We start from the raw sequence: 21,171 nt of genomic DNA on the forward strand, positions 1-21,171 counted from the left end.
CGGCGCAATATTGTCCAACAAAGGTGCGGGTGATCCGACTACTGGGCCGCAAAAGAGCCCCAACTGGGCTCGCGCACCTCGGACAGCGAGACCAGCAACGGGGTTTTGATCTTGCCGTCCAGCGTCGTCGTCATCAGCACTTCCTTGCCGCCGGCGCGGCTCGCGTAGACGATGAGCTTGCTGTTGGGGGCGAAGGACGGGCTTTCGTCGTCATTCGCATCGCTGATCTGCTGCGACTGGCCGGTGGCCAGGTCCATCACGCTGAGGCGGAAGGCGCCGCCGGCGCGCGTGATGTAGGCCATGGTGCGGCCATCGGGGCTGATGGCCGGGCTGATGTTGTAGTTGCCGTTAAAGGTGACGCGCTCGGCGGCGCCACCGCCGGCCGGCATGCGGTAGATCTGCGGGCCGCCGCCGCGGTCGCTGACGAAGTAGATCTTGCTGCCATCGGGCGCGAAGCAGGCCTCGGTGTCGATCGCACTGCTCTGGGCGATGCGGCGCAGGCCTGAGCCGTCACGGTTGATGACGAACAGCTGCGTGCCGCCCTCCCGCGACAGGCTCAGCACCAGCTGGCTGCCGTCCGGCGACCAGGCCGGCGCGCTGTTCGTGCCCTTGAAGTCGGCCAGCACACGGCGGGTGCCGGTCTGCACGTCCTGGATGCGCACCGTGGCCTTGCCGCTCTCGAACGACACGTAGGCCAGTTCGCGGCCATTGGGCGCCCAGGTGGGCGAGATGATGGCCTCGGGGCTGCTCAGCGCGGCCTTGGCGCCCTCCCCGTCGGCGTCGGCGATGACCAGGCTGTACCGGCGCCCTGCCTTGGTGACATAGGCCATGCGCGTGGCGAACACGCCCTTCTCGCCCGTGAGCTTCTCGTACACGACATCGGCGATGCGGTGCGCCGCGAGGCGGGCATCGTCGGGCAGCACCGCCTGGGCCTGACCGATGATCTCGGCGCCCTTGACCACATCCCAGAGCTTGAAGCGGATGTCCAGCCGGCCATCGGCGAGGCGGGTGACGGAGCCGGCGACCAGCGCATCGGCCTGGCGGGCTTTCCAGTCGGCATAGGCAGGCACGGTGGTCTCGCTCAACGCCCCGGGCGCGTCGACGCTGCGGAACAGGCCGCTGCGCTCCAGATCGGCCCGGATGATGGCCGCGATGGGCTGCGGCGAGCGTGACTCGTCGCGGAAGTCCGCGATGGCCACCGGGATGCGCGTGCCACCGACGCCGGCGATGTCGATACGCACTTGGGCGAGCACCGGGCTGGCGGCCAGCGCGGCAAGGGCCGCGAGACCGCGGCGACGGGAAACTGATGCGAGCATGGCGCGGGATTCTGCCGCAGACGCCGACAGCCTCGCCGTCAGACAAGGCCGCAACCGCAGCCCGCCGCTCACAGCAGCACGATGTCGTAGTGCTCGGTCTGGTTGGTGGGCTCGGCGGTCAACGAGATGGGCTTGCCGATGAAGTCGGACAGGCCGGCCAGGTGCGCGCTCTCCTCGTCCAGCATCATCTCGACGACGTTGGCCGCCGCGACGACACGGAACTCGCGCGGCGAGAACTGCCGCGCCTCGCGCAGGATCTCGCGCAGGATGTCGTAGCAGACCGAGCGGGCCGTCTTCACCTGGCCCCGCCCCTCGCAGGTCGGGCAGGGTTCGCACAGCATGCGCGCCAGCGACTCGCGCGTGCGCTTGCGCGTCATCTCCACCAGGCCCAGCTGCGTGAAGCCGCCGACGGTGACCTTGGTGCGGTCCCGGCCCAGCTGTTTCCTGAACTCGGCCAGCACGGCCGCGCGGTGCTCCTCGCGCGCCATGTCGATGAAGTCGACGATGATGATGCCGCCCAGGTTGCGCAGACGCAGCTGGCGGGCGATGGCGCCGGCCGCCTCGAGGTTGGTCTTGAAGATGGTGTCGTCAAAATTCCTGGCGCCGACGAAGCCGCCGGTGTTGACGTCGATCGTCGTCATCGCCTCGGTCTGGTCGAACACCAGCGAGCCGCCGGACTTCAGCTCCACCTTGCGCGCCAGCGCACGGGCGATCTCGGCGTCCACGTTGCACAGGTCAAAGATGGGCCGCTCGCCACGGTAATGCTCCAGCTTGGCCGTGGCGGCAGGCATGAAGGTTTCGCCGAAACCGCGCAACACGTCGTACTGCATGCGCGAATCGATGCGGATGTGCCCGGTGCGCTCGGTGGTCAGGTCGCGCAGCACGCGCTCGACGAGGCTCAGATCCTGGTGCAGCAGGTTGGCCGGCGCAGTGTTGAGTGCCTTCTCGCGGATCTGGTGCCAGGTCTTGCGCAGATACGCGATGTCAGCGGCCAGCTCCTCGTCGGACGCATCTTCCGCGTTGGTGCGTAGGATGAAGCCGCCCCCACCGCCCTGCTCCTTGCTGCCCACCAGCGCCACCATGCGGGCACGCAACGCCTCGCGCGCCTCCGGCGAGCCGATCTTCTGGCTGATGCCGATGTGCTCGTCCTGCGGCAGGAACACCAACATGCGACCGGCGATGCTGATCTGGCTGGACAGGCGCGCGCCTTTGGTGCCGATCGGGTCCTTGATGACCTGCACTGTCAGCGGCTGGCCCTCGAAGACGAGGCGCTCGATGGGCGTCGGTGGCGCGTCGGCGCTCTGGTGCCGGCCGTGGCCGAACTGCGAAGCGCTGTGCAGGTCGGCCACGTGCAGGAAGGCCGCACGCTCCAGACCGATGTCAATGAAGGCGCTCTGCATGCCCGGCAGCACGCGCACGACCTTGCCGAGGTAGACGTTGCCGACGAGGCCCCGCTCCAACGTGCGCTCAATGTGCAGTTCCTGCACCGCGCCGTTCTCGACCACCGCCACCCGCGTCTCCTGCGGGGACCAGTTGATCAGGATGTCTTCCATCTCTCATCCTTGAATGCTGACGGTTGCGCGCGGACATGCGCGCAGGCGTCAGAACTCGAAACCGAATTTCTCCAACAGGGAAGCAGTCTCAAAGAGGGGCAACCCCATGATGCCCGAGTAGCTGCCGGCAATGTTCACGATCCAGGCTGCCGCCTGGCTCTGGATGGCATAGGCACCAGCCTTGCCGAAGGGTTCGCGGCTGGCGACGTAGCGGGCGATCTGCGCGGCGGTCAGCGGCGCGAACTCGACGCGCGACACGTTCAGCATCGCCGCACGCTGCATGCCATCGGCCACGGCAACCGCCGTGATGACGCGGTGCCCCCGGCCCGACAGCAGCGCCAGCATGCGACGCGCGTCGGCCTCGTCCTCGGGCTTGCCGAGGATGAGGCCGTCGACGGCCACCGTCGTGTCGGCGCACAGGATGGGCGCCGGCGGCAGTCCCCGCGCGACGCGACGCGCCAGTGCGGCGTCCAGCTTGGCACCGGTCACGCGGACGCAGTAGGCCTCGGGCTGCTCGCCGGGCTGCACAGCTTCCAGCGCCTCGGCATCCTCGTCGGCTCCGGGCAGCAGCAGCTCATGCTGCACGCCCAGCTGATCCAGCAGCTGGCGGCGGCGCGGGCTTTGCGAGGCAAGGTAGAGCAGCGGTGCGGTCATTCGCGGTGGTAGGGATGGCCGGTCGTCACGGTCCAGGCACGGTACAGGCCCTCGGCGAGCAGCACGCGGGCGAACGCATGCGGCAGCGTCAGGTCGGACAAGCGCAGCGTCTCGTCAGCCGTGGCCTTCAAGTCAGGGTGCAGCCCGTCCGGGCCGCCGATGATGAGGGCAGCGTCACGGCCCTCGCCCATCCACAGCTTCAAACGCTCAGCGAGTTGGACGGAGGTGCGGCGCTCGCCGCGCTCATCCAGGATGATGCGGCGCACACCTTTGGGCAACGCGGCCTCGATGCGCGCCGCTTCGGCCGCCATCAGCTGGTCGGCCGTCTTGCTGCCGCGCGTCTCGGCCTTGACGGCCTTGAGCTCCAGCCGCAGCTCGGGCGGGAAGCGCTTGGCAAAGTCCTCATAGGCGCTGTCTGCCCAGGCCGGCTGACGCTGGCCCACGGCGACAAGAAAGAGCCGCATCAGCCCTTCTTGGCAGGCGCCTTCTTGGCGGCCACCTTCTTGGCCGGCGCGGCCTTGGCGGTGGTCTTGACTGCCGCCTTGGCCGCAGTCTTGGCCGGCGCGGCCTTCTTCACGCCCACCGTCGTCTTCACGGCAGCCTTCTTGGCGACAGGCTTCTTGGCCGCAGGCTTGGCAGCGCCGACCTTGATGGTCTTGGCGGCCGGCGTCTTGGCGTCGACGACGCGGGCCGGCGTCTTCTTCGCGGGCGCCTTCTTGGCAACGGTCTTGGCGGCCGGCGCGGCCTTCTTGGCCGGGGCTGCCGCCTTCTTGGCGGGCGCCTTCTTGGCAGCGGTCTTGGCAGCCGGCGCGGCCTCCTCGGAGGCCTTCACGAGCTTGGTCTCGCCGCTGGCGACCTTGAGCTTGACCGGCTTGCCGCCCCAGATTTCCTCCAGGCGGTAGTAGTCGCGGATGGCAGGCTGCATCACGTGCACGACGGCGGCGCCGCAGTCCACGATGATCCACTCACCGTTGTCTTCGCCCTCGGTGCGCATGACCTGCATGCCGCCACCCTTGACCGATTCACGCACGCTGGATGCGAGCGCCTTGGTCTGGCGGTTGCTGGTGCCGGAGGCAATGATGACGCGCTCGAACAGCGGTGAGAGGTGTTCGGTGTTGAACACGACGATGTTCTGAGCCTTGACGTCTTCGAGACCATCGACGATGGCCCGTTGCAGCTTGCGAATGTCCATTCAGGGCTTCTTCCCGTAGAGACGGTGCGAGTCAATATAGCTCGCCACGTCGGCGCCCACCAAGGGGCTGATGTCGTCGCCACGCACGATCGCGTCGCGCACGGCGGTAGATGAAAGGGGGATGTCCGGCAGGTTCAGCACCTGCAGGCGGTGCGGCGGCATGCCGGGCGGCGTCACGACGGCCTCGCCCGCACGCGGCACGACGACCAGCGTGGCGAGCTGCGTCACCGCCTCGGCACGGTACCAGGAAGGCAGGCGAGCGTACTGATCCTGGCCAATGAGAAACATCAGCTCGGCCTGCGGCGTCTCGCGTTGGAACTCGCCCAGCGTGTCGGCCGTGAAGCTGGGGCCGCGGCGGTGCAGCTCGCGGTCGTCGACGGCGAAGCGTGGCTCGCCCGCCGTCAGCAGCCGCAACATTTGCACGCGGTGCGCGCCGGCGGCCATGACCTGGTCGGGCTTCTGCCACTGACGGCCGGCAGGCAGCCACAGCAGCCGCTCTGGCGCCAGCGCCTCCAGCGCGAAACGGGCAAAGGCCAGGTGGCCCAGGTGAGGCGGGTCGAAACTGCCGCCGAACAGCGCGAGCCTCATAGCCACAGCGCCGTGGGCGTCTCGTCCGCCCAGTCGCGGGGGCGCAGGAAGTCCGTGTACAGCCGCGCCTCCGGGCTGCCCGGCTCGGGCGCCCAGTCGTAGCGCCAGGTCACCTGCGGCGGCATGGACATCAGGATGGATTCGGTGCGCCCGCCTGACTGCAGGCCAAACAGCGTCCCGCGGTCCCACACGAGGTTGAACTCGACGTAGCGGCCGCGCCGGTAGGCCTGGAAGTCGCGCTCACGCTCGCCATAGGCATAGCCCTGGCGGCGCTCGACGATGGGCACGTAGGCCGCCAGGAAGGCATCGCCCACCGAGCGGATCAGGGCGAAGCCTTGATCGAAACCGCCTTCGGCGAAGTCGTCAAAGAAGATGCCGCCCACGCCACGCGGTTCGTTGCGGTGCTTCAGGAAGAAGTACTCGTCGCACCAGGTCTTGAACTTCGGGTGCAGTGCCTCGCCGTGGCTGCCAAGCGCGTCACGGCAGACGCGGTGGAAGTGCTGCGCATCGCGCTCGTAGCCGTAGTAGGGCGTCAGGTCCATGCCACCGCCGAACCAGGTGACGGCTGGCCCGTTCGCCGGCAGCGCCGCGAACATGCGCACATTCATGTGCACCGTCGGCACGAAGGGGTTGTGCGGGTGCAGCACCAACGACACGCCCATGGCCTCGAACGGCGCGCCGGCCAGCTCGGGCCGGTGCTGGGTGGCCGAGGGCGGCAAGACCCGGCCCTTCACGTGCGAGAAGTTGACACCGCCGCGCTCGAACACCGCGCCGCCCTCGATGAGGCGCGACAGACCGTCACCCTCCAGCCGGCCGCCGGGCTCGCGGGTCCAGCCGTCGCTCAGGAAGGCGTTGCCGTCAACGCCCTCGAGCGCCTCGACGATGCGTTGCTGCAGGCCCAGCAGGTAGTCGCGAACGGCTTGTGAATTCATGTTCTGGGGCGGATGGGGCTGGCCAGCGCGGGGCGCTTGCCCACGCGTGGGCCGAGGTAGTCGGCAAAAGCGGCGAAGTCGGCATCGACCTCGCCCGTCAGGGTCACGAAGCGGGTCAGGCACACAGCCCGCTGCTGGAAATCGAAATAGCACAGGCCCACCGGCACGCCGGCCTGCACGGCCACCTGGTAGGCGCCGGTGCGCCAGCCGGTGGCCAGCGAGCGCGTGCCTTCCGGCGCAGCCGCCAGCCAGAAGCGCTCACCGCGCCGAGCCGCCTCGCGCATCTGGCGCACGGTGTCGCCGACCAGCCCATGCGGGCTGTTGCGGTCCACCGCCACGCCGCCGATCCAGCGCGCCCAGTGGCCCAGCAGCGGCACCTTGAACAGGCTGTCCTTGCCCCAGAAGCGCAGTTGCAGGCCCAGCGCCCACTTGGCGAGCACGCCGATGACGAAATCCCAGTTGGACGTGTGCGGATAAACCAAGATGACGCCCTGCTCGGCTGGCAGGCCGGGCACGTCTACCGTCCAGCCGGACAGCCCCAGCACCGCATGGGCCAGCCGGCTGTGACGGCCCGTCGGCAGCCACGGCCCGGCGAGAACGGCGGGATATCGCGTCAACGCTTGATGGCGCGGTGGCCGATGTCGGACCGGTATTGCCGGCCCGCGAACTGGATACCGGCCGCCACCTCGTAGGCTGCCTGCGCCGCCGTGCGGGCCGATTCGCCCAGCGCCGTCACGCACAGCACGCGGCCACCGCTGGTGACCAGCTTGCCGTCCTGCTCCGCCGTGCCAGCGTGGAAGACCATGGCCTCCGCCTGATCGGCTGGCAGGCCGGTGATGGCATCGCCCTTGCGTGGGTCCAGCGGATAGCCCTGGGCCGCGAGCACCACGCCCAGCGCCACGCGGCGGTCCCACTGCAGCTCGACCTCGTCCAGCGTTCCATCGGTGGCGTGCATCAGCAGCTCGAACAGGTCGCTCTTGAGCCGCATCATGATGGGCTGCGTCTCCGGGTCGCCCATGCGGGTGTTGAACTCGACCGTGCGCGGCTGACCGTGCTCGTCGATCATCAGGCCGGCGTAAAGGAAGCCGGTGAACGGATGCCCGTCCTTGGCCATGCCGGCGATGGTCGGCTGGATGATCTCGTGCATGACCTTGGCATGCACATTGGGCGTGACGACCGGCGCGGGCGAGTACGCGCCCATGCCGCCGGTGTTGGGGCCTTCATCGCCGTCCAGCAGGCGCTTGTGATCCTGGCTGGTGGCCAGAGATACGACATGCCTGCCGTCGCAAACGACGATGAAGCTGGCCTCCTCACCGGCGAGGAAGTCCTCGATGACGACGCGCGCGCCACCCGCGTTGTGCGTGACGCCCAGCTTGTTGTCCTCCAGGATCCACGAGATCGCCTCGTGGGCCTCGGCCAGCGTCGTCGCGACGACGACGCCCTTGCCCGCCGCCAGGCCGTCGGCCTTGATGACGATGGGCGCGCCGCGGCCGTCCACGTAGGCATGGGCCGCAACCGGGTCGGAGAAGGTCTCGTAGGCCGCCGTCGGGATGCCATGGCGCTTCATGAAATCCTTGGCGAAGGCCTTGGAGCTCTCCAGCTGCGCGGCCGCCTGTGTGGGGCCGAAGATGCGCAGACCGCGCGCCCGGAATTCATCCACGACACCCGCCGCCAGCGCGGCCTCGGGGCCGACGACGGTCAGCGCGATCTTCTGCTCCACGGCGAAGTCGGCCAGCGCCTTGACGTCGGTGGGCGCAATGGCCACGTTGTGCAGACGCGCGTCGCGGGCCGTGCCGCCGTTGCCCGGCGCCACGAACACCTGGCTGACGCGCTCGCCCTGCAGCAGCTTCCAGCCCAGGGCGTGCTCACGGCCGCCGTTGCCGATAACAAGAACTTTCATCGTTCAGCCCAGTTCGGCGTTGTGATAAACCGCCTGCGTGTCGTCGAGATCCTCGATGACGTCCAGCAGTTTTTGCATGCGCTCGGCGTCCTCGCCGGTCAGCGCAATCGTGTTCTCGGGGCGCATCGTCACTTCCGACAGCTCCGGCACCAGGCCAGCTGCTTCCAGCGCGGCCTTGACGACTTCGTAGTCGGCAGGCGAGGTCAGCACTTCGATGGCACCGTCGTCCCCGGTGATCACGTCCTCGGCGCCGGCATCCAGCGCCACCTCCATGACCCGGTCTTCCGACGTGCCCGGCGCGAACAGCAACTGGCCGACGTGCTTGAACTGGAAGGCCACGGAGCCATCCGTGCCCATGTTGCCGCCGTACTTGCTGAAGGCGTGGCGCACCTCGGCCACGGTGCGGACGCGGTTGTCCGTCATCGTGTCGATCATGATGGCGGCACCGGCGATGCCGTAGCCCTCGTAGCGGATTTCCTCGTACGTCAGGCCATCGATGTTGCCGCTGGCCTTGTCGATGTTGTACTTGATGCGGTCGGCCGGCATGTTGGCGGCCTTGGCCTTGTCGACGGCCAGCCGCAGGCGCGGGTTGTCCTTGATGTCGGGGCCGCCCTGGCGCGCCGCCACCGTGATCTCACGGATGATGCGCGTCCAGATCTTGCCGCGCTTCTCGTCCTGGCGGCCTTTGCGGTGTTGGATGTTGGCCCATTTGGAATGACCAGCCATAAGTTCGGCTCCCGGCCGTCTGACAGTGCAGCGGCCTGATTTATCGTTGGCAGAAGAGTGATTTTAGAGGAGCGCCCATGACCGACCCGATCCTGCTGGCCCGCCATGGCGACATCGAGTGCCTGCTGCTGCCCGCGCTGGCCAATCGCCACGGCCTCATCACCGGTGCCACAGGCACCGGCAAAACCATCAGCCTGCAGACGCTGGCCGAGAACTTTTCCAAGATCGGCGTGCCCGTCTTCATGGCCGATGTGAAGGGCGACCTGACCGGCATCAGCCAGGCCGGCGCCCCTAGCGACAAGCTGTTGGCCGTGCTCAAGGAGCGCGGCATCGCCCCGCCCGACAAGATCGCCTGCCCCACGACGCTGTGGGACGTGTTCGGCGAACAGGGGCACCCGGTACGCGCCACCGTCTCGGACATGGGCCCGCTGCTGCTGGCGCGCATGCTGGCACTGAACGAGACCCAGGCCGGCGTGCTGCAGATGGTGTTCAAGATCGCCGACGACCACGGCCTGCTGCTGCTGGACCTGAAGGATCTGCGCGCCATGCTGCAGCACGTGGGCGATAACGCCAGCCAGTTCACGACGCAGTACGGCAACGTGTCGGCTGCCAGCGTGGGCGCCATCCAGCGCGGCCTGCTGCAGATCGAGGCCCAAGGTGGCGACAAGTTCTTCGGCGAGCCCATGCTGAACATCGCCGACTTCATGCAAACCGAGTCGGGCCTGGGCGTCATCAACGTGCTGGCCGCCGACAAGCTGATGAACGCGCCGCGGCTGTACGCGACCTTCCTGCTTTGGATGCTGTCCGAGCTGTTCGAGACGCTGCCCGAGGTGGGCGACCTGGACAAGCCGAAGCTGGTGTTCTTCTTCGACGAGGCCCACCTGCTGTTCAAGGACGCACCGGACGCGCTGGTGGAGCGCATCGAGCTGGTGGTGCGCCTGGTGCGCTCCAAGGGCGTGGGCGTCTATTTCGTGACGCAGAACCCGCTGGACATCCCCGACGCCGTGCTGGGCCAGTTGGGCAACCGCGTGCAGCATGCGCTGCGCGCGTTCACGCCGCGCGACCAGAAGGCCGTCAAGAGCGCGGCCGAGACCATGCGCGCCAAGCCGGGGCTGGACATCGCAGCCGCCATCACAGAGCTGGGCGTCGGCGAGGCGCTGGTGAGCCTGCTGGACGACAAGGGCCGGCCCAGCATCACCGAGCGTGTGTTTGTTCTGCCGCCAGGCAGCCAGATCGGCCCCATCTCGCCGCAACAACGGCAGGCCCTCATCACCAACTCTCTGGTAGCCGGCGTCTACGAGAAGCAGTTGGACCGCGAATCGGCCTACGAGAAGCTCATGGGCAAGGCCGCGACCCCGGCCGGCGGAGGCATGGCGGCGGAAGCCGGCGCCGTTTTCAAGGGCACCGGCACCGGCGGCACCCAGGCCCCTGCGCCAGCCGAGACCGACGACGGCGGCGACCTGATGGGCGGCCTCAAGGATGTGCTGTTCGGCAGCACCGGCCCGCGCGGCGGACGCCGCCCGGGACTGGCCGAGGCGGCGGCGCAGTCTGCCATGCGCAGCATCGGCTCGGCCGTGGGGCGCGAGATCATCCGCGGCGTGCTGGGCAGCATCCTGGGCGGCGGTGGCCGCCGGCGCTGAGCGTCGCCCGTTGGCGCCATCCAGCGCCCGGCCGTCGCAGGCCAGCAGCGCCTGTTGCGGCCATGCGCGATGCTGACGGCATGAGCACGACGCCCTCACCCCAGCGCCACGACTGGGCCATCCACATCGGCGGCACGGTGGCCATCTGCGTCATCGTCGGCCTGCTGAACTACCTGATCCGTGGCGGCCAGTTCGCCATGAGCATGCTGTACTCGTTCTCGATCGGCGTGCAGATCTCGGCCTACATCGCGCTGCTGCTGCAGGGCGTGGAATGGCTGCTGCGACGCTGGCACGGCGCGCCGAGCGCACCGCGCAAGGTATGGGTGGGCTGGATCTGGATGATGCCCTGCGTGCTGCTGGGCTCGGTCATGGGCTTCACCAGCGGCCAGTGGCTGGCCGACACGCTGAGCGGCAACCGCTCGACCCTGCCCTGGGACCTGACGGACCGGCGCTTTGCGCTGTCGCTGAGCTTCACGCTGCTGGTGTCGCTGCTGTCGTCGATGTTCTTCTTCGCCGTCTACAAACTCAACGCCGCCCGGCTGCAACAGGCCCAGGCCGAGCGCCAGGCGGCCGAGGCCCGGTTGACGCTATTGCAAAGCCAGCTGGAGCCGCACATGCTGTTCAACACGCTGGCCCACCTGCGCGTGCTCATCAAGCTGCGGCCCGACGAGGCCCAGCAGATGCTGGACCGCCTGATCGACTACCTGCGCGCCACGCTGCTGGCCAGCCGCAGCACCGAGCACACGCTGGCCGAGGAGTTCGAGCGCCTGTCCGACTACCTCGCGCTGATGCAACTGCGCATGGGCGAGCGGCTGCGCGTGAGGCTGGACCTGCCGGCGGCGCTCGCCGGCCTGGGCGTGCCGCCGCTGCTGCTGCAGCCGCTGGTGGAGAACGCCATCCAGCACGGCCTGGAGCCGCATGTGGACGGTGGCGAGCTGCGCGTGTCCGCCGCGCTGCAGGGCCGGCGGCTGACACTGGAGGTGGCCGACAACGGCACTGGCCTGCCCGCGAAGCCGTCGGCGGCCGGCGCGGGCACCGGCTTCGGCCTCGCACAGGTGCGCGAGCGCCTGGCCCAGCGCTATGGCGACGCCGCCCACTTCGAGCTGACCCCGCAGGCCGGCGGTGGCAGCATGGCCCGCATCGAGCTGCCAGCATGACCGACACCGCTCTGACTGCCCCGACCGCGCTCATCGCCGAAGACGAGCCGCTGCTGGCCGACAACCTGCGCGCCGAGCTGGCCAGCGCGTGGCCGGCGCTGCGCATCATCGCCCAGGCTGGCAGCGGAACGGCGGCCGTCGAGCTGGCGCTGCTGCACCGGCCACGCGCGTGCTTCCTGGACATCCGCATGCCCGGCATGACCGGCCTGGAGGCCGCACAGGCCATCACCGAGGACTGGCCAGCGGACGGCAGCGCCCTGCCCCTGTTCGTGTTCGTGACGGCCTACGACCAGTACGCGCTGCAGGCCTTCGACGCGGCGGCGGCGGACTACCTGCTCAAGCCCGTCACGCCCGAGCGGCTGGCCCGCTGCGCCGAGCGCCTGCAGGCACGGCTGGCCCTGCTCGAGCACGGGGCGACGACGCTGGCCTCGCTGCACCAGCTACTCAGCCAGGCTGTTGCCCCCGCGCCGCGGCTGCGCCATCTGCAGGCTGCCGTGGGCGACGCGGTTGAGCTGGTGCCGGTGGAGGACATCGTCTACCTGGAGGCCGCCGACAAGTACGTGCGCGCGGTGACGGCGCAGCGCGACTACTGGGTGCGGCAGTCGCTTCGCGAGCTGCTGCCGCAGCTGGACGCCGGGCGCTTCTGGCAGGTGCACCGCTCCACCGTGGTCCACATCGACGCGGTGGCCCGCGCCCAGCGCCAGGAGAACGGCACGGTGCTGCTGACGCTGCGCCAACGCCCCGAGACGCTGACGGTCAGCCGCGTGCACGCGAGCCGTTTCAAGCCGCAGTAGCCCGCACTCCTTAAAATCACCGCCATCATTGCGGGCCGCCACGCGGCCCGCATCCGTTTCCAGAGCCCGCCGATGAGCCAGACCCCTGCCGCACCCGCCACCAACTTCCTGCGCCAGCGCATCGAGAGCGATCTCGACACCGGCGCCTTCGACGGCCGCCGCTTCAGCGGCACACCCGGCGATGCGGCCCACCACGCGGCCGCGCCGCTGGATGCGGCGCGCATCCGCACCCGCTTCCCGCCCGAGCCCAACGGCTACCTGCACATCGGCCATGCCAAGAGCATCTGCCTGAACTTCGGCCTCGCGCGCGACTACGGCGGCGCCTGCCACCTGCGCTTCGACGACACCAACCCCGAGAAGGAGGAGCTGGAGTACGTCAACGCCATCAAGGAGATGGTGCAGTGGCTGGGCTGGAGCTGGGGCGACCACCTCTTCGAGGCTAGCAGCTACTTCGACTTCATGTACGCCGCCGCCGAGGCGCTGGTGAACGCGGGGCTGGCCTATGTGGACGAACAGTCCGCCGAGGACATGCGCGCCAACCGGGGTGACTTCGGCCGGCCTGGCGTCGACAGCCCCTTTCGCAACCGCTCCGCCGAGGAGAACCTGGCCCGCCTGCGCGAGATGCGCGACGGCCGGCACGCCGACGGCGCCATGGTGCTGCGGGCCAAGATCGACATGGCCTCGCCCAACATCAACCTGCGCGACCCGACGCTGTACCGCATCAAGCACGCCGAGCACCACGCCACCGGCAACACCTGGTGCATCTACCCGATGTACACCTTCGCGCACCCCATCGAGGACGCGCTGGAGCGCATCACGCACAGCATCTGCACGTTGGAGTTCGAGGACCAGCGCCCCTTCTACGACTGGCTGCTGAACCAGCTCGCCGACCTGGGCCTGCTGGCCCGGCCGCTGCCCCAGCAGATCGAGTTCGGCCGCCTGAACCTGAACTACGTCGTCACCAGCAAGCGCAAGCTGCGCCAACTGGTCGAGGACAAGCACGTCAGCGGCTGGGACGACCCGCGCATGCCCACGCTCGTCGGCCTGCGCCGCCGCGGCTTCACGCCCGCGAGCATCCGCGCGATGGTGGAAGCCACCGGCGCCAGCAAGCAGAACGCCTGGATCGACGACACCGTGCTGGACCAGGCCCTGCGTGCTGACCTGGAGCCGCAGGCGCCCCGCGCCTTCGCCGTGCTGCAGCCGCTCAAGCTCAAGCTGACGAACTACACAGAGGTGTTCGGCAGCGCCGAGCACCGCGAGCCCTGCGAGGTGGCCGCCCACCCGCACAAGCCCGAGCTGGGCCTGCGCCGGTTCTCGCTAGGCCCCGAGCTGTGGATCGAGGCCGAGGACTTCATGGAAACGCCCGTGAAGGGCTACTTCCGACTGTTCCCGGGCAACAAGGTGCGCCTGAAGGCGGGCTACGTCATCGAGTGCACCGGCGCCGAAAAGGACGCCGACGGCCAGGTCACCGCCGTGCTGGCCACCGTCATCCCAGACACCAAGAGCGGCACGCCGGGCGCCGACTCGGTCAAGGTCAAGGGCGTCATCGGCTGGGTGGGTGCCCACGAGGCCGTCGTGGCCGAGGTGCGGCTGTACGAGCGCCTGTTCACCGAGCCGCAGCCCGACGCCGGCGGCCGCGACTTCCTGGCCTTCGTGAACCCGCACTCGCTGCGCGTGGTGCAGGGCTTTGTCGAGCCCTCGTTGGCCGGCGCCGCAGCCGACCAGCGCTGGCAGTTCGAACGCCACGGCTACTTCGTAACCGACCGCGTGGACCACCGCGCCGACAAGCCGGTGTTCAACAAGATCACCGGGCTGAAGGACAGTTTCGCCAAGTGAGGCGGCGCCGGCTCATCGCCGGCGCAGCACGATGGGCGCGGCATAGTCCCGCCCCACCACGGCCCTGGCGAACAGGTAGTTCTGGCGCGCCTGCTCGCTGAGCGCATCCAGCAGCACGCCGCCCTGCGCATCGCACGGAAAAGCCAGCGCGCGGCCGGCCTGGAACAGCGACTCGAAGCGCAGTTCGTAATGGTCGGGCATCAACGGCATGGGGCGTGAGTTCATGGAGCACCTCGTCTTGCCTCCAGACTAGTCACGCCCATGGCGACTCGCGCGTGCAAACGTCGCAGGCCGCCGCCCTCACCCCCGCGTCTGGCGGGGCGCGCGCCGGATGTCACGGATCAGCGTGAGGCAGGGCGCAGCAGGTCGAGCTGGAAGGGCCGGTCATCCATCTCCGCCCCGGGCGGCGACGGCAGCGTCAACGGCAGCTGCCGCCGCTGCGCGAGGTTCAGCAGGGCCAGCGACGGCTGCAGATGCTGGCGCAACAGGGCCTGCAGCGACCCGTCGGCATGCGCCAGCCGCAGGCCACGCGCAAGCCGCTCGATGACCGCCTGATTGCCCGGGTGGGTGTAGAGGTACTGCGGCAGGTCGTAGACCAGCATCAGCCCGTCATCCAGCGCCAGCCCGCGCAGCCCTGCATGGGCCTGCCATTCCTGGCCCACCTCCAGCACGCTGCGGCAGAACAGGTCCGCACGGCCCAGGGCCACCATCTGGAACAGGCCCTCATAGGTGTTGACCTCTTCGACCGTGAAGCCGTTGGCGCGCAGGATGTCCACGTCCGCCCAGCCCCGGCCCTGCACATGGCGCAGCCGCGCCACCTCGGCCAGCGTACCGACCTCGCGCACCCGGGCCTGCTGAGGGCCGTGCACAAAGCAGACGCGGTAGCGGTTCACGCCCAGGTGGATGGGGAACAGCACCGGCACCAGCCCGGCCGCCCGGCCCGCCTCCGGGCCCGTGGCGATGAGGAAATTGGGCGCCGCCTGCTGCGCCGCCTCCAGCAGTGCGCGCCGCTTGTTCATCTGCCGGGACAGCTGCAACCGGTACGGCCCGTCAGAGGCGCGAGTCTTGTCCAGCGCCAGCTGCACCGCGTCGCGGACGTAGGCATTGCGCAGGTCGGTGGGGCTGTCGGGTGCGCGCAGCGTGATGGTCAATTCATGCGCGCGCGCAGGCATCGCTGCTCCGAGCAGCAGCACACCCATTCCCAGCAGCCAACTGCGTCGATGCGGCATGGTCCAGCCTCGCTTGGCGGCCACTGTAGCCCGCAGCCGGGGCGCTGTCTTCCGAGTGGGCCGCTCGAACAGGCCGTCAGTCCTGCAGATCGGCCAGGCGCCGCACCTTGACCTTGCGCCCCTTGAGCTTGCCGGCCGACAGGCGGCGCACCGCATCGGCGGCGATGCTGCGCTGCACAGCCACGTAACTGTGGAAGTCCGTGACGTTGATCTTGCCGATCTGTGCCGCCGTGAAGCCGGCCTCGCCGGTCAGCGCCCCCAGGATGTCGCCGGGGCGGATCTTCTCCTTGCGGCCGCCGAGGATCTGCAGCGTGTCCATGGCCGGCAGCAGCGGGCCGCCGGGTGCGTCCTGCACCCCGTCCAGAGGCAGCCATTTGAACTCGCCCCCCTGCAGCTGCTCGATGCGGCCCACACGGCCCATCTCGTCCAGGCTGGCCAGGCTCAGCGCCAGCCCCTCGGCGCCAGCGCGGCCGGTGCGGCCGATGCGGTGCACGTGCTGCTCCACGTCGGCGCTGATGTCCACGTTGATGACGCAGGCCAGGTTGGCGATGTCCAGGCCCCGGGCGGCCACGTCGGTGGCCACGAGCACCGAGGCGCTGCGGTTGGCGAACTGGATCAGCACCTGGTCGCGGTCGCGCTGCTCCAGGTCGCCATGCAGTGCCAGCGCGATGAAGCCCTGCGCGGCCAGCACCTGCTCCAGGTCGCGGCACTGCTGCTTGGTGTTGCAGAAGGCAATCGTCGACTCGGGACGGAAGGCGCGCAGCAGGCGCGGTACGGCGTCCAGGCGCTGGGCCTCGGTCACTTCGTAGGCGATCTGGCGGATGGTCGACGCGGCGGCACTGGTGGCGCCTGCCACCTGCACCGTCTGCGGATCGCGCATGAACTTCTGCGCGATGTCCTTCACCCCGTCGGGGAAGGTGGCCGAGAACAGCAGCGTCTGCCGTTGGGCAGGCGCACGCTTGGCAATGCTCTTGATGTCGTCCAGGAAGCCCATGTCCAGCATGCGATCGGCCTCGTCCAGCACCAGTGTGTTCAGCGCCGACAGGTCCAACGTGCCGCGCTCCAGGTGGTCGATGAGGCGGCCCGGCGTGCCCACGGCGATATGGGCGCCGAAGGACAGGCTCTCGATCTGCGGCTTCATGGGGCTGCCGCCGCACAGGCTCAGCACCTTGATGTTGTCGGCCGCGCGCGCCAGGCGGCGGATCTCCTGTGTGACCTGATCGGCCAGCTCGCGCGTGGGTGCCAGCACCAGCGCTTGCACCTGCGGCAGGTCAGCCTTCAGGCGGTGCAGCAGCGCGAGTGCGAAGGCCGCCGTCTTGCCGGAGCCGGTCTGCGCCTCGCCAATGACGTCGCGCCCCGCGAGGGCCAGCGGCAGGCTGGCGGCCTGGATGGGCGTCATCTGCGCGTAGCCCAGCTGGTCGAGGTTGGCCAGCATGGCGGGGCTCAGCGGCAATGTGGAGAAGGCAATGTCGTTCATCGTCGGATTGTCGAGGCTGTGACTTCTTCCGCACAGGAGGCCAGCGCGTTCAGGACGCTTGCAATTGGTCACTGCTGCCGAAAAACCGTCTGCCTAGCATTTGATGCGGCGCACCATATGGCTCCGAGCATGCCCACCGTCACCCAGTCCTTCCCGCCCACCCAAGCCATCGATCCCCCCACCTCGGCCCGCGCCCGCGTGCTGGAGGGCGGCACGCTGACGCCCACCGCGGCGCGGCCTGCTCCCCAGGCGGGCGTGCCGATCGCGGCGGCGCGCGCCCGGCCAGCCTCGGGGCCGCGCGCCCAAGGAGCGCCGACCGCCCAGGACGGCCTGCCCGGCTGGGCCAAGGGGGTGGTCATCGGCGGGCTGTTGCTGGCCATGGCGATGCCGGCCACGGTGCTGCTGTCACGCTCCATGCTGGTGCAGGACGCGCTGGCGGCACAAAGCAACTCCAAGGCCGCCTTGCTGTGCACGGCCGGCGACGGCCGGGCACTGGACGACAGCAGCCTGCTGAGCTGGCTCTTCGGCGGCTCCTACTTCGCCTGTGGCGAGTGGGAGACGCGCGACGCCCGCGTGCAGCGCGAGCGCGACCGCGACCAGGCCAACTTCCTCGCCCGCGAGCGCGCCAGGCAGCAGCCGCGCTGAGCAGCGATCTCAGCCGCCCGCGCGCTTGACGATCCAGCATTCCGGTCGGGCCTGCAGCCAGGCGACGACCTTCTCCAGGTGATCGCCCTGGATCTCGATGACGCCATCCTTGGCCGTGCCGCCGCTGCCGCACAGCGCCTTGAGCTGCTTGGCCAGCCCCGTCAGCGACGCGTCGTCCAGCGGCAGCCCCAGCACGGCGGTCACCCCCTTGCCCTTGCGGCCGGCCGTCTCGCGGCGCACCCGCACGATGCCGTCGCCCGCCGGCCGCGCCTTGGCTTTGCAGGCGCACCGCGCCACAGGCTGGCCGCAGCCGGGGCAGGCCCGGCCAAAGTCGGTCGAATAGACCAGGCTCACCGCGCAGGCGCCAGGTGGCGCTGGAAGAAGCCGTCCATCGTGCGATAGAGGTGCAGGCGGGCAGCACGCCCGGCGATGCCGTGCGCCTTGCCGGGGTAGATCTGCAGGTCGAAGGTCTTGCCGGCGTTCTGCAGCGCCTCGACGAGTTGCAGCGTGTGGTCGAACAGCACGTTGTCGTCGGCCGTGCCATGCACCAGCAGCAAGGGCTTAGCCAGCAACGCGGCGCGCGACGGCAGGTGGGCGCTGGCATACGGCTCGGCCTTGCCACCGTCCGGCATGCCGAGATAACGCTCGGTGTAGGCGGTATCGTAGAGCGTCCAGTCGGTCACCGGCGCCACGGCCACGGCGGCGGCGAACGGCGTGTCCGCATCCAGCATGGCCCGTGCCCCCAGGAAGCCGCCGTAACTCCAGCCAAAGAAGCCGATGCGCTCGGCATCCACGCCCGGCACGCGGCCAGGAAGCTGGCGCACAGCGGTGAACAGGTCGGCCAGCTCGGTCTTGCCGAAGGCGCGGTGATGAGCGCGAGTGAAGTCGCGGTCACGGTGCTGCATGCCGCGGGTGTCCAGCGTCATGACGCCGTAGCCGCGCTGCTGCCAATAGGCAATCAGCGGCATGTCGCGGCCCCAGCCCCAGTTCACCGTAGCGGCGCCGGGGCCGCCATAGGCCAGCACGATGACGGGGTGCTTGCCGGGCCGACCGTCCTGCGCCGGGAAGAAGAAGGCGTTCAGCGGCGTGCGGCCGTCGGCGGCCGTGAGATCCAGCGCCAGCGGCAGGTTGGCGTAGTCGCGCAGCTGGGGCGACGGCGCGTCGCCCCGCAGCGCGATGGCGTCGGCGCTGCCCAGCGTGCGCAGCTCCAGCCGGGGCGGCTCGCCCCAGGCCGAGCGCGTCACCAGCAGTTGCCTGCAGGCGGCATCGGCCTTGGCATCGCGCCATTGGCGGTTGCCGGCGCCGGGCAGCGGCTGCGGGCGTCCGCCGACCAGCGGCAGGCTGTAGAGCTCCTGGGCGCGGCCGCGGTCGCCGGCGGCCGCAAACACCACCGCCTCGGTGCTGGCGCACACGGCATGGTCCACCGGCTCGGCCATCTGCGTGAGCGGCGTGCGCGCGCCGCTGGCGCGGTCGAGCAGCAGCAGCTGGCGCCGGCCCGAAGCCTCGCTGGACCACAACAGCCCGTGCGGCGTCTCGACGAGGTCGTCATGCACCTCGACCCAGGCGGCGTCGGTCTCGGTGGTGATGTCGCGTGGTGCCATTGCGCCACCGGCCGCCGGCTTGAACTCGGTCAGGGTGAGGCGGGTCTGGTCGCGCGTGAACCATTGCAGCCAGGGCGTGCCGTCGGCAAACCAGCCGGCGCGCGCGATGTACTCGGCCTGCGCAGGCAGCGGCAGCGCACGCTGCCGGCCGGTGGCCGCGTCGATGACGAAGGCGCGGACCTGGGCATTGGCCGCACCGGCCGCCGGGTAGCGCTGCTCGGTCATGGCTGTGCGGTCAGCAAAGATCTGCGCCCGCGTCTTGAGCGCCACGCCGGCCTCGTCCACGCGCAGCGCCAGCAGCGACTTGCCGTCCTTGCTCCACCAGTAGCCGCGCTGGCGCGACAGCTCCTCGGCCGCGATGAAGTCAGCCAAGCCCCACGAGAGCGTGGCGCTGCCGTCGCGCGTCAGCTGGCGCGGCGCGCTGCCGGCAGCCAGCGACACGGTGAACAGGTTGCCGCCCTGCACATAGGCCAGGCGCTGGCCATCGGCCGCACAGCGGGCATCCTGCTTTGGCGCGCCGGCCGGCAGAGCGAGCTTGTGGGCCTGCGGGCCAGCTGCATTGAGACGCACCAGGTACAGGTCACCCGACAGCGGGAACAGCAGCGCGCTGTCGTCACCACCGCACCACTGGTAGCCGGTGATGCCGCGCTGCGTGATGCGCTTGCGCTCCAGCGCCATCTTCTCGGCCTCGGAGAGCTTTTGCTCGGCGCCGCCCAGCAGGTCTGCAGCGGCCACCAGCTTGCGGGGCTCACCGCCAGCGGCGGGCTGGGCCCACAGTTCCAGCACCTCGCTGTCGGTCTGCGACGGGCGCAGAAAGCTAACCCACTGGCCGCCGGGCGAGATCTCCGCCTGACGCGGCAGGCGGCCAGCCAGCGGCGGGTCGGCGGTGAGGCGTTCGAGGGTGAGTGCGGGGGTCTGGGCCAGGGCGGCGCTCGTGGCGCAGGCCGCGGCCAGCAAGGACATGAGGATCTTCATGGCCCGCATGCTAAGCGGGCTGGATGGGCTGGGCGGCCGCGCCGAACAGCCGCAGCGCCAGTTCGTCGGCCGCGTTGACGGTGCGCAATTCGGCATAGGCCGCCTCGGCCTCCGGGTAGGCGCGCCGCAGGTAGTGCAGCCACTGCTTGAGGCGCCCGCCCTGGTGGCGCGGGGCGACAGTGGCACGCACCTGCGCGAAGAAGGCCTGCATCAGCGGCAGCAGCTCGGCCCAGGGTACGGGGGCAGGCCGCGCACCGCTGACGCGCAGCGCCAGCCCTGGGTCGGCCACCATGCCGCGGCCCAGCATCAGGTGCTCGCAGCCGCTGCGCTCGCGCGCCAGTTCGGCGTGCGCCACGGTCCAGATCTCGCCGTTGGCGATGACGGTGAGCGGGACGGCCTCGCGCACGGCAGCGATGCGCTCCCAGTAGGCCGGCGGCTTGTAGCCATCAGCCTTGGTGCGGGCATGCACGACGATCTCGCTGCCGCCGGCGGCATGGATGGCACGGGCCACGTCCAGCGTGCGGCTGTCGTCCATGTAGCCCAGGCGCATCTTGGCCGACACCATGATGTCGGCCGGCACCGCGCGGCGCACGGCTGCGACGATGTCGTGGATGAGCTCGGGCTCGTCCAGTAGCACGGCGCCGCCCCGGTGGCGGTTCACGCACTTGGCCGGGCAGCCGAAGTTGAGGTCAATGCCCTCGGGCTTCAGCTCGGCCAGGCGCGCAGCGTTCTCGGCCAGGCAGTGCACGTCGGAGCCCAGCAGCTGCGGATGCACCGGCACCCCGGCCGCCGTGCGCCCGCCGTTCTTCAGCTCCGGCACGATGCGCGTGAACACGCGGGCAGGCAGCAACTGGTCGGTCACGCGGATGAACTCGGACACGCAGCGGTCCACGCCGCCCACGCGCGTCAGCACGTCGCGCAGGATGTGGTCGAGCAGGCCTTCCATCGGCGCCAGA

21 protein-coding genes are annotated in these 21,171 nt (G+C 69.8%); 5 read left to right on the forward strand and 16 right to left on the reverse strand.

Features of this window, described 5'->3' with window-relative positions; all coding sequences use genetic code 11:
* Window positions 1–38: 38 nt before the first annotated feature.
* From tolB to ACG0Z3_RS07730, 10 genes are all read right to left on the reverse strand, one after another.
* Window positions 39–1,316 (reverse strand): Tol-Pal system beta propeller repeat protein TolB, encoded by a 1,278-nt coding sequence (tolB, locus tag ACG0Z3_RS07685; protein WP_394396691.1) that lies wholly within the window; start codon window positions 1,314–1,316, stop codon window positions 39–41.
* A gap of 68 nt (window positions 1,317–1,384) precedes the next feature.
* Window positions 1,385–2,869: a ribonuclease G gene (gene rng, locus ACG0Z3_RS07690; protein WP_394396692.1), complete on the reverse strand. Its 1,485-nt coding sequence runs from the start codon at window positions 2,867–2,869 to the stop codon at window positions 1,385–1,387.
* A gap of 48 nt (window positions 2,870–2,917) precedes the next feature.
* A complete protein-coding gene (locus ACG0Z3_RS07695; protein WP_394396693.1) occupies window positions 2,918–3,523 on the reverse strand; it encodes a Maf family protein in 606 nt (201 codons plus the stop codon).
* Complete coding sequence (gene rlmH / locus ACG0Z3_RS07700) at window positions 3,520–3,987, reverse strand: 23S rRNA (pseudouridine(1915)-N(3))-methyltransferase RlmH (protein ID WP_394396694.1); 468 nt, start codon at window positions 3,985–3,987, stop codon at window positions 3,520–3,522. The genes ACG0Z3_RS07695 and rlmH overlap by 4 nt, the downstream gene beginning before the upstream one ends.
* Window positions 3,987–4,715: a ribosome silencing factor gene (rsfS, locus tag ACG0Z3_RS07705; RefSeq protein ID WP_394396695.1), complete on the reverse strand. Its 729-nt coding sequence runs from the start codon at window positions 4,713–4,715 to the stop codon at window positions 3,987–3,989. The genes rlmH and rsfS overlap by 1 nt, the downstream gene beginning before the upstream one ends.
* On the reverse strand, window positions 4,716–5,303 hold the full coding sequence (gene nadD, locus ACG0Z3_RS07710) for a nicotinate (nicotinamide) nucleotide adenylyltransferase (RefSeq protein ID WP_394396696.1): 588 nt from the start codon (window positions 5,301–5,303) through the stop codon (window positions 4,716–4,718).
* Entirely contained in the window at window positions 5,300–6,235 is a 936-nt protein-coding gene (hemF, locus tag ACG0Z3_RS07715; RefSeq protein WP_394396697.1) for an oxygen-dependent coproporphyrinogen oxidase, read from the reverse strand. Before hemF ends, nadD begins: the two co-directional genes overlap by 4 nt.
* Complete coding sequence (locus ACG0Z3_RS07720) at window positions 6,232–6,852, reverse strand: 1-acyl-sn-glycerol-3-phosphate acyltransferase (protein WP_394396698.1); 621 nt, start codon at window positions 6,850–6,852, stop codon at window positions 6,232–6,234. The genes hemF and ACG0Z3_RS07720 overlap by 4 nt, the downstream gene beginning before the upstream one ends.
* Window positions 6,849–8,135, reverse strand: coding sequence for a phosphoribosylamine--glycine ligase (gene purD, locus ACG0Z3_RS07725; RefSeq protein ID WP_394396699.1), 1,287 nt, complete (start codon window positions 8,133–8,135; stop codon window positions 6,849–6,851). The genes ACG0Z3_RS07720 and purD overlap by 4 nt, the downstream gene beginning before the upstream one ends.
* A 3-nt stretch (window positions 8,136–8,138) precedes the next feature.
* Window positions 8,139–8,861, reverse strand: coding sequence for a YebC/PmpR family DNA-binding transcriptional regulator (locus tag ACG0Z3_RS07730; protein ID WP_394396700.1), 723 nt, complete (start codon window positions 8,859–8,861; stop codon window positions 8,139–8,141).
* Window positions 8,862–8,938: 77 nt separating this feature from the next.
* Here ACG0Z3_RS07730 and ACG0Z3_RS07735 point away from each other — a divergent pair, with 77 nt between their 5' ends.
* From ACG0Z3_RS07735 to ACG0Z3_RS07750, 4 genes are all read left to right on the forward strand, one after another.
* Complete coding sequence (locus ACG0Z3_RS07735) at window positions 8,939–10,501, forward strand: helicase HerA-like domain-containing protein (protein ID WP_394396701.1); 1,563 nt, start codon at window positions 8,939–8,941, stop codon at window positions 10,499–10,501.
* A 62-nt stretch (window positions 10,502–10,563) separates the two neighbouring features.
* Window positions 10,564–11,658 (forward strand): sensor histidine kinase, encoded by a 1,095-nt coding sequence (locus ACG0Z3_RS07740; RefSeq protein ID WP_394396702.1) that lies wholly within the window; start codon window positions 10,564–10,566, stop codon window positions 11,656–11,658.
* The gene (locus ACG0Z3_RS07745) at window positions 11,655–12,452 is read left to right on the forward strand and encodes a LytR/AlgR family response regulator transcription factor (RefSeq protein WP_394396703.1); all 798 of its coding nucleotides are present in this window, start codon (window positions 11,655–11,657) and stop codon (window positions 12,450–12,452) included. The genes ACG0Z3_RS07740 and ACG0Z3_RS07745 overlap by 4 nt, the downstream gene beginning before the upstream one ends.
* Before the next feature lie 72 nt (window positions 12,453–12,524).
* On the forward strand, window positions 12,525–14,288 hold the full coding sequence (locus tag ACG0Z3_RS07750; protein ID WP_394396704.1) for a glutamine--tRNA ligase/YqeY domain fusion protein: 1,764 nt from the start codon (window positions 12,525–12,527) through the stop codon (window positions 14,286–14,288).
* Between the two features lie 12 nt (window positions 14,289–14,300).
* Here the strand turns inward: ACG0Z3_RS07750 and ACG0Z3_RS07755 are convergent, their stop codons facing one another.
* The 3 genes from ACG0Z3_RS07755 to dbpA form a co-directional block, all read right to left on the reverse strand.
* On the reverse strand, window positions 14,301–14,513 hold the full coding sequence (locus ACG0Z3_RS07755) for a hypothetical protein (protein ID WP_394396705.1): 213 nt from the start codon (window positions 14,511–14,513) through the stop codon (window positions 14,301–14,303).
* Between the two features lie 116 nt (window positions 14,514–14,629).
* Window positions 14,630–15,517 (reverse strand): hypothetical protein, encoded by an 888-nt coding sequence (locus ACG0Z3_RS07760; RefSeq protein WP_394396706.1) that lies wholly within the window; start codon window positions 15,515–15,517, stop codon window positions 14,630–14,632.
* Between the two features lie 76 nt (window positions 15,518–15,593).
* Window positions 15,594–16,994, reverse strand: a complete 1,401-nt coding sequence (gene dbpA / locus ACG0Z3_RS07765) for an ATP-dependent RNA helicase DbpA (RefSeq protein WP_394396707.1) — start codon at window positions 16,992–16,994, stop codon at window positions 15,594–15,596.
* A gap of 129 nt (window positions 16,995–17,123) precedes the next feature.
* Here dbpA and ACG0Z3_RS07770 point away from each other — a divergent pair, with 129 nt between their 5' ends.
* Window positions 17,124–17,639: a hypothetical protein gene (locus tag ACG0Z3_RS07770; protein WP_394396708.1), complete on the forward strand. Its 516-nt coding sequence runs from the start codon at window positions 17,124–17,126 to the stop codon at window positions 17,637–17,639.
* Between the two features lie 9 nt (window positions 17,640–17,648).
* On the opposite strand, the gene ACG0Z3_RS07775 is transcribed toward ACG0Z3_RS07770, so the two are convergent.
* The 3 genes from ACG0Z3_RS07775 to ACG0Z3_RS07785 are packed head-to-tail and all read right to left on the reverse strand — an operon-like array spanning window position 17,649 to window position 21,161.
* Window positions 17,649–17,993, reverse strand: a complete 345-nt coding sequence (locus tag ACG0Z3_RS07775) for a translation initiation factor Sui1 (protein WP_394396709.1) — start codon at window positions 17,991–17,993, stop codon at window positions 17,649–17,651.
* A complete protein-coding gene (locus tag ACG0Z3_RS07780) occupies window positions 17,990–20,215 on the reverse strand; it encodes a S9 family peptidase (RefSeq protein ID WP_394396710.1) in 2,226 nt (741 codons plus the stop codon). The genes ACG0Z3_RS07775 and ACG0Z3_RS07780 overlap by 4 nt, the downstream gene beginning before the upstream one ends.
* A 10-nt stretch (window positions 20,216–20,225) precedes the next feature.
* Window positions 20,226–21,161, reverse strand: a complete 936-nt coding sequence (locus ACG0Z3_RS07785; RefSeq protein WP_394396852.1) for a tRNA dihydrouridine synthase — start codon at window positions 21,159–21,161, stop codon at window positions 20,226–20,228.
* Between the last annotated feature and the right edge of the window lie 10 nt (window positions 21,162–21,171).

This window comes from Pelomonas margarita (genome assembly GCF_043555875.1).
Classification (GTDB): Bacteria; Pseudomonadota; Gammaproteobacteria; order Burkholderiales; family Burkholderiaceae_C; genus Pelomonas; species Pelomonas margarita.